Source organism: Burkholderia sp. Ac-20353, from assembly GCF_017104785.1.
GTDB lineage: Bacteria > Pseudomonadota > Gammaproteobacteria > Burkholderiales > Burkholderiaceae > Burkholderia.
On record NZ_JAAGPL010000109.1, the window covers coordinates 22,848 to 29,129 of the forward strand.

The 6,282-nt window shown below is 67.3% G+C and carries 3 protein-coding genes; all 3 read right to left on the reverse strand.

Annotation, left to right across the window (positions count from 1 at the left end):
- Nucleotides 1–90 precede the first annotated feature (90 nt).
- The gene (locus G3N94_RS26275) at nt 91–1,065 is read right to left on the reverse strand and encodes a sterol desaturase family protein (RefSeq protein ID WP_205795454.1); all 975 of its coding nucleotides are present in this window, start codon (nt 1,063–1,065) and stop codon (nt 91–93) included.
- 16 nt (nt 1,066–1,081) lie between these two features.
- A complete protein-coding gene (locus tag G3N94_RS26280) occupies nt 1,082–2,071 on the reverse strand; it encodes a beta-propeller fold lactonase family protein (protein WP_205795455.1) in 990 nt (329 codons plus the stop codon).
- 198 nt (nt 2,072–2,269) lie between these two features.
- Entirely contained in the window at nt 2,270–6,223 is a 3,954-nt protein-coding gene (gene hrpA, locus G3N94_RS26285; RefSeq protein ID WP_346778734.1) for an ATP-dependent RNA helicase HrpA, read from the reverse strand.
- Between the last annotated feature and the right edge of the window lie 59 nt (nt 6,224–6,282).

The window sequence follows — 6,282 nt, forward strand, 5'->3', positions numbered from 1 at the left end:
CATGCGCCAAAACGCATGCGGGCCGCGGGAAAAGAACGCCCGGCGCAGGAACAATCATCGCCGGGCGGGGAGGAATGGCGGGCGCCGCGCTCAGGCCGACGCCGCGCCGCGCTTCGCGGGGACGAGGCGGCGGAAGATCCGCACGAACGCAAGCCCGTGTTGCGCCCAGAAGCCGTCGCCGTACGACACGCCCTCGATCTGCTCGCGGATGCCGGTCGGCTCGACCGTGCGGTTCCACGACGCGGTGCCGAACATCATGTCCCACCACGGGAACAGCACGCCGAAGTTGCAGCCGTACTTGGTGCCTTCGTGACCATAGCCGACCGCGTGATGGCGGCGGTGGAAGATCGGGCTCACGAGCAGGCGCTCGCCGAGCCAGCCGAACGACAGCCGCGCATTCGTGTGCTGAATGCTCTGCGCGAAGTTCGTGAGCGCGGTCAGCACGACGAACTGCGACGGCGACACGCCGATCACGAGCGCGATCGCCGCGAAGAAGCACGACTGGATCACGTCGTCGAGCAGGTGATTGCGGTCGTCGCACCACAGCGACATCTGCCGCTGGCTGTGATGCACCGCGTGCAGCTCCCACCAGACGCCGATCTTGTGCTGCCAGCGGTGATACCAGTAGCCGGCGAAATCGAGCACGACGAGATAGATCGCGAACGTGACGATCGGCATCGACGTGACGCCCGGCCACAGGTAGTCGAGGTTGAAGTTCGCAATCCCGTGCAGGCGCAGCCACGCCTGGAAGTTGTCGAACAGCGGCTGCAGCGCGAAGAAGAAGAACAGCGAGTAGATGCCGAGCTTCGCGATCAGCGTGTAGAGCACGTCGACCCGCACGGCACGGCGGTTCTCCCACTTCTCGACGGGCCACAGCACCTCGAGCGGGCGCAGCAGCACGAACATCGCGACGATCTGCAGCGCGCCGACGATCACCCAGTACAGCGCGTCGTAGGTGTCCTCGTCATAGTCCATCATGTCGAACTTGAAGAGGAGCGGCTGCACGATATCGACGTACAGCCAGGTCTGGATGTTCGACACGAACGCGTCGATCAGGTGCAGCATCGTTCGCTCCCGTGCGTCACGCGCCGTTCGCGGCCTTCCACGGCGCGCGGTCGTAGAAGTAGATCCCGTGCGGCGAGCGGCCGACGGAAATCGTCTGCACCAGCTTGCGCGACGGCAGGTCGATGATGCCGACCTTCTTCGCAAAGCGGAACGTCACCCACAGCGTCTTCTTGTCGGCGGCCAGCTCCATGTCGTCGGGACCCGGCAGCAGGCCCGTGATGTCGCCGACGTTGGTAAGCGTGTTCTCGTCGATGATGCTGATCGTGTTCGCGACCCGGTTAGTGACCGCGACGTGCGTGCCGTCGGCGAGCGAGCGGAAGTTGTGCGCGCCCTTGCCGGTCTGGATCGTCTTCACGACCTTCTGGTTACGCCAGTCGACGACCGCGACGTAATCCGCGCCCGTCATCCCGACCAGCAGGTACTTGTCGTCCGGCGTGAGCCACAGGCCCGCCGGCACCTTGCCGACCGGCATCTTCCACTTGACCGTCTGCGTCGCGAGGTCGACCGCCGCGATCTCGCCCGACACCTGCAGCGACACGAGCACCGTCTTGCTGTCCTTCGTGAACGCGAGGTGGCTCGGCATCGTCGCAAGCGGCAGGCGCTTCGCGATCTTCACATCGTGGCCGTCGTAACTGTAGATGTCGAGGCGATCGAGACGCAGACCGGTCGACACGAACCACTTGCGATCGGGCGAGAAGCCGAGCTGGTACGGATCCTCGATCCCTTCGACCGTGCGCTGCACCTTACCCGTCTTCGGATCGACGAAGATCAGGCTGTTCGACACCGAATTCGCGACGATCAGCGACGAATTGTCGGGGGTCGCCATCAGGTGGTGCGGTTCCTTGCCGGTCGGCATCGTCGCGACCACCTGGCGGGTCTGCTGATCGATCAGGGCAAGAGTGGCTTCGGCCGAATTGAGGATGATGACGTTATTCGCGTGGGCGACGGGCGCCAGCGCAGCTGCGGCCAGCACGAGCGTGCGGCCGAGGGAAAGGAAAGTGGGCATGAAGACTCACGTCGAGGAACAACCGTCATTGTAGAACGGACGACCCACCCCACCGGTTGACGGGAGCGGGAAATGCGCCACTTGGACGCAGGCGCGCCGCGCCGCGTTCCCGCCCTCTGCGTCTTTATTTTGCGTCTGGTTTTTACGTCTGGTTTCGTACCTGCTGCGCGCGGCGGCAGCCGCCCCCGCGCGCCGCACCTAGCGCTGCATCGACTCCCAGACCTTGTGCAGCCGCTTCACCGATACCGGCATCGGCGTGCGCAGCTCCTGCGCGAACAGCGAAATCCGCAGCTCCTCGAGCAGCCAGCGGAATTCCGCGAGCCGCGCATCGGCGACGCCGCCGCGCTGCGACACCGCGCGCTGGTACTGCTGCGCGAGCGGCTGCAGCTCGGCGAGCTGCTTCGTATCGCGGGCCGGATCGGCCTTCAGCTTGTCGATCCGCAGCGCGATCCCCTTCAGGTAGCGCGGGAAATGCGCAAGCTGCGCGTAAGGCGTGTCGATCACGAAGCGCTTGCCGACGAGTGCGGTCAGTTGCTGCTGCAGGTCCGCGTGCGCGGACGCGAACGGCTTCGCCTGCGCGAGCTTCTTCGCGAGCCCCGCATATTCGGCGAGGATCTGCCCGACGAGCCGCGCGATTTCCTGCGCGAGCAGGTTCAGCCGGCTCCGACCCTCATCGCGGCGCGCGTGGAAACTCGCGTCGTCGTCGGGCAGCGGATCCTGCAGGCACGCGCGATCGAGCGCGGTGTCGATCAGCTGGTCGCGCAGCTCGTCCTGCGTGCCGAGCGACATGTACTGCATCGCCATCTCGCGCAGCCCCGGCAGGTTCTTCTCCAGATACTTGATCGGTTCCTTCAGCTGCAGCGCGAACAGCCGCCGCAACCCCGCGCGGTGGATGCGCGCGGCTTCCTCCGGCGAATCGAATACCTCGACGTCGCAATGCGCGCCGCGATCGACGAGCGCCGGGTAGCCGAACAGCGTCTGCCCGCGCCGGCGGATCTCCAGCAGCTCGGGCAGCTTGCCGAAGTTCCACGTCGTCAGGTTCTCGTACAGCGCCGTCGCGCCGGATTCCGCCGGGACGGCGGTCTGCGGCGGCGCGCCCTTGCCGGTCTTGCCACCCTTGTCACCCTTGTCACTTGTAGCGCCCTTTTGGGTGGCCGCGCCAGCGCCCGCGACCGCGGACGGCTGCGCAGACGGGGACACATCGGCGTCGCCGCCGGCCGTGATCGTCGCCGCCGCGGCGATCTTCTGGAACTGCTGCTGCGCCTGCGCGCCGAGTTCCTGGCGCAGCTGCGCGAGATTGCGCCCCATCGCGAGCTGGCGGCCATGCTCGTCGATCACCTTGAAGTTCATGAACAGGTGCGCGGGCAGCGTCTCGAGCTTGAAGTCGCTGGTCTTCATCATGACCTGCGTCTCGTTGCGCACGTCGGCGATCAGCGCCTCGACGAGCCCGCCCGCGCCAAAGCGTTCGCGCCCCATCCGCTCGACGAAGCCGGCCGCGTATTCAGGCAGCGGCACGCAGTGCCGGCGCAGCTTCTGCGGCAACGACTTCAGCAGCAGTTGCACCTTTTCCTTCAGCATCCCCGGCACGAGCCACTCGCAGCGGCGCGCATCGACCTGGTTCAGCGCGTAGAGCGGCACCGCGAGCGTCACGCCGTCGCGCGGCGTACCGGGCTCGAAATGGTAGGTGAGCGCCATCTCGACGCCCGCCATCGTCGCGCGCTTCGGGAACAGGTCGGTCGTCACGCCCGCCGCCTCGTGGCGCATCAGGTCGTCGCGCGACAGGTACAGCAGGCGCAGCTTGTCCTCCTGCTGGCCGCTCTTCTTCACCTCGTCGCGATACCAGCGCTCGAACGCGACGCCCGTGTGGATCCCTTGCGGAATCGCCTGGTCGTAAAACGCGTGGATCAGTTCGTCGTCGACCAGCACGTCCTGGCGGCGCGACTTGTGCTCGAGCTGCTCGATGTCTGCGAGCAGTTTGCGGTTGTGCGCGAAGAATGCGAGCTTCGTGTCGAACTCGCCATCGACGAGCGCGCCGCGGACGAACAGCTCGCGCGCGCGCGCCGGATCCTGCTTGCCGAAGGCGACGCGCCGCCGGTGGTAGACGGGCAGCCCGTACAGCGTCGCGCGCTCGAACGCGCTCACCTGCGCCGGGCGCTTTTCCCAGTGCGGCTCGGACAGCGATTTCTTCAGCAGGTGCGCGCCGACCTTCTCGATCCATTCGGGCTCGATTTTCGCGAGGCAGCGCGCGTACAGCCGGCTCGTCTCGACGAGTTCGGCCGCCATCACCCAGCGCCCTGCCTTCTTCGCGAGCACGGAGCCCGGCCACAGGAAGAACTTGATCCCGCGCGCGCCGAGATAATGCGGCTCGTCCTCGGCCTTCAGGCCGAGGTTGCCGAGCAGGCCCGTCAACAGGGCCAGATGGATCTGCTCGTAGGTCGCGTCGGCTTCGTTCAGCCGCCAGCCGTGCTCGCGCACGACGGTCAGCAACTGCGAATGCACGTCGCGCCACTCGCGCAGCCGCAGATGCGACAGGAAATTTTGCCGGCACGCGTCGATCAACTGGCGGTTCGACTTCTTGTGCGCGACCGCTTCCTCAAACCACGCCCAGATCTTCAGCCACTGCAGGAATTCCGAACGCTCGTCGGCGAACCGGCGGTGCGCCTGGTCGGCCTGCTCCTGCGCTTCGATCGGCCGGTCGCGCGGGTCCTGCACCGACAGCGCGCTCGCGATGATCAGCACTTCGCGCAGCGCCTGCTGGTCGCGCGCGCCGAGGATCATCCGGCCGACCCGCGGGTCGAGCGGCAGCCGCGCAAGCTCGCGGCCGAGCGGCGTCAGCGCGTTGTCGTCGTCGACCGCGCCGAGTTCATTGAGGAGCTGGTAGCCGTCCGCGATCGCGCGGCCCGGCGGCGGCTCGAGGAATGGAAACGTTTCGATCGCCGTCAGGTGCAGCGACTTCATCCGCAGGATCACCGACGCGAGCGACGAGCGCAGGATTTCCGGATCGGTGAAGCGCGGTCGCGCCTGGTAGTCGGTTTCCTCGTACAGACGGATGCAGATGCCGTCCGCAACCCGGCCGCAGCGGCCCGCGCGCTGGTTCGCGGCGGCCTGCGAGATCGACTCGACCTGCAGTTGCTCGACCTTGTTCCGGTACGAATAGCGCTTCACGCGCGCGAGGCCCGTGTCGACGACGTAGCGGATGCCCGGCACCGTCAGCGAGGTCTCGGCGACGTTCGTCGCGAGCACGATGCGGCGCGCGTTCGACGGCTTGAACACCTTGTCCTGCTCGGCCGCGGACAACCGCGCGAACAGCGGCAGGATCTCGGTGTGCGGCGGATGATGCTTGCGCAGCGCCTCGGCCGCGTCGCGGATCTCGCGCTCGCCGGGCAGGAACACCAGCACGTCGCCCGAGCCTTCGCGGCACAGCTCGTCGACCGCGTCGACGATCGCGTCCATCAGGTCGCGCTCGGCCTCGCGCGCGGTCTTCACGCGATCACGGCCTGCCGTACCTTCGGCATTCTTGACTGCCGGACGGTCCTCGGCCACCGGGCGGTAGCGCATCTCGACCGGATACAGGCGCCCGCTCACCTCGATCACCGGCGCCGGCCGTTCGTCGCTGCCGAAATGGCGCGCGAAGCGATCTGCATCGATCGTCGCGGACGTGACGATCAGCTTCAGGTCCGGACGCTTCGGCAGGATCTCCTTCAGGTAGCCGAGCAGGAAGTCGATGTTCAGGCTGCGCTCGTGCGCCTCGTCGATGATCAGCGTGTCGTACGCTTTCAACAGCGGATCGGTCTGCGTCTCGGCGAGCAGGATCCCGTCCGTCATCAGCTTGACCGACGCGCCCGGCGCGAGATTGTCGGTGAACCGCACCTTGTAGCCGACCACTTCGCCGAACGGCGTGCCGAGCTCCTCGGCGATGCGGCGGCCGGTCGACGACGCGGCGAGCCGGCGCGGCTGCGTATGGCCGATCAGGCCCGTGCCGCCCGCACCGAGGCCGCGGCCAAGGTCGAGGCAGATCTTCGGCAGCTGCGTGGTCTTGCCCGAGCCCGTCTCGCCACAGACGATGACAACCTGATGACCGGCGATCGCGCGCGCGATCTCGTCGCGCTTGCCCGACACGGGCAGGCTTTCGGGGTACGTGATCGGCGGAATCGGATTCGGCGTGACAGCGGCGCGCGGCGGACGTTCGCGGCGCGGCGCGCGCGCGTCGG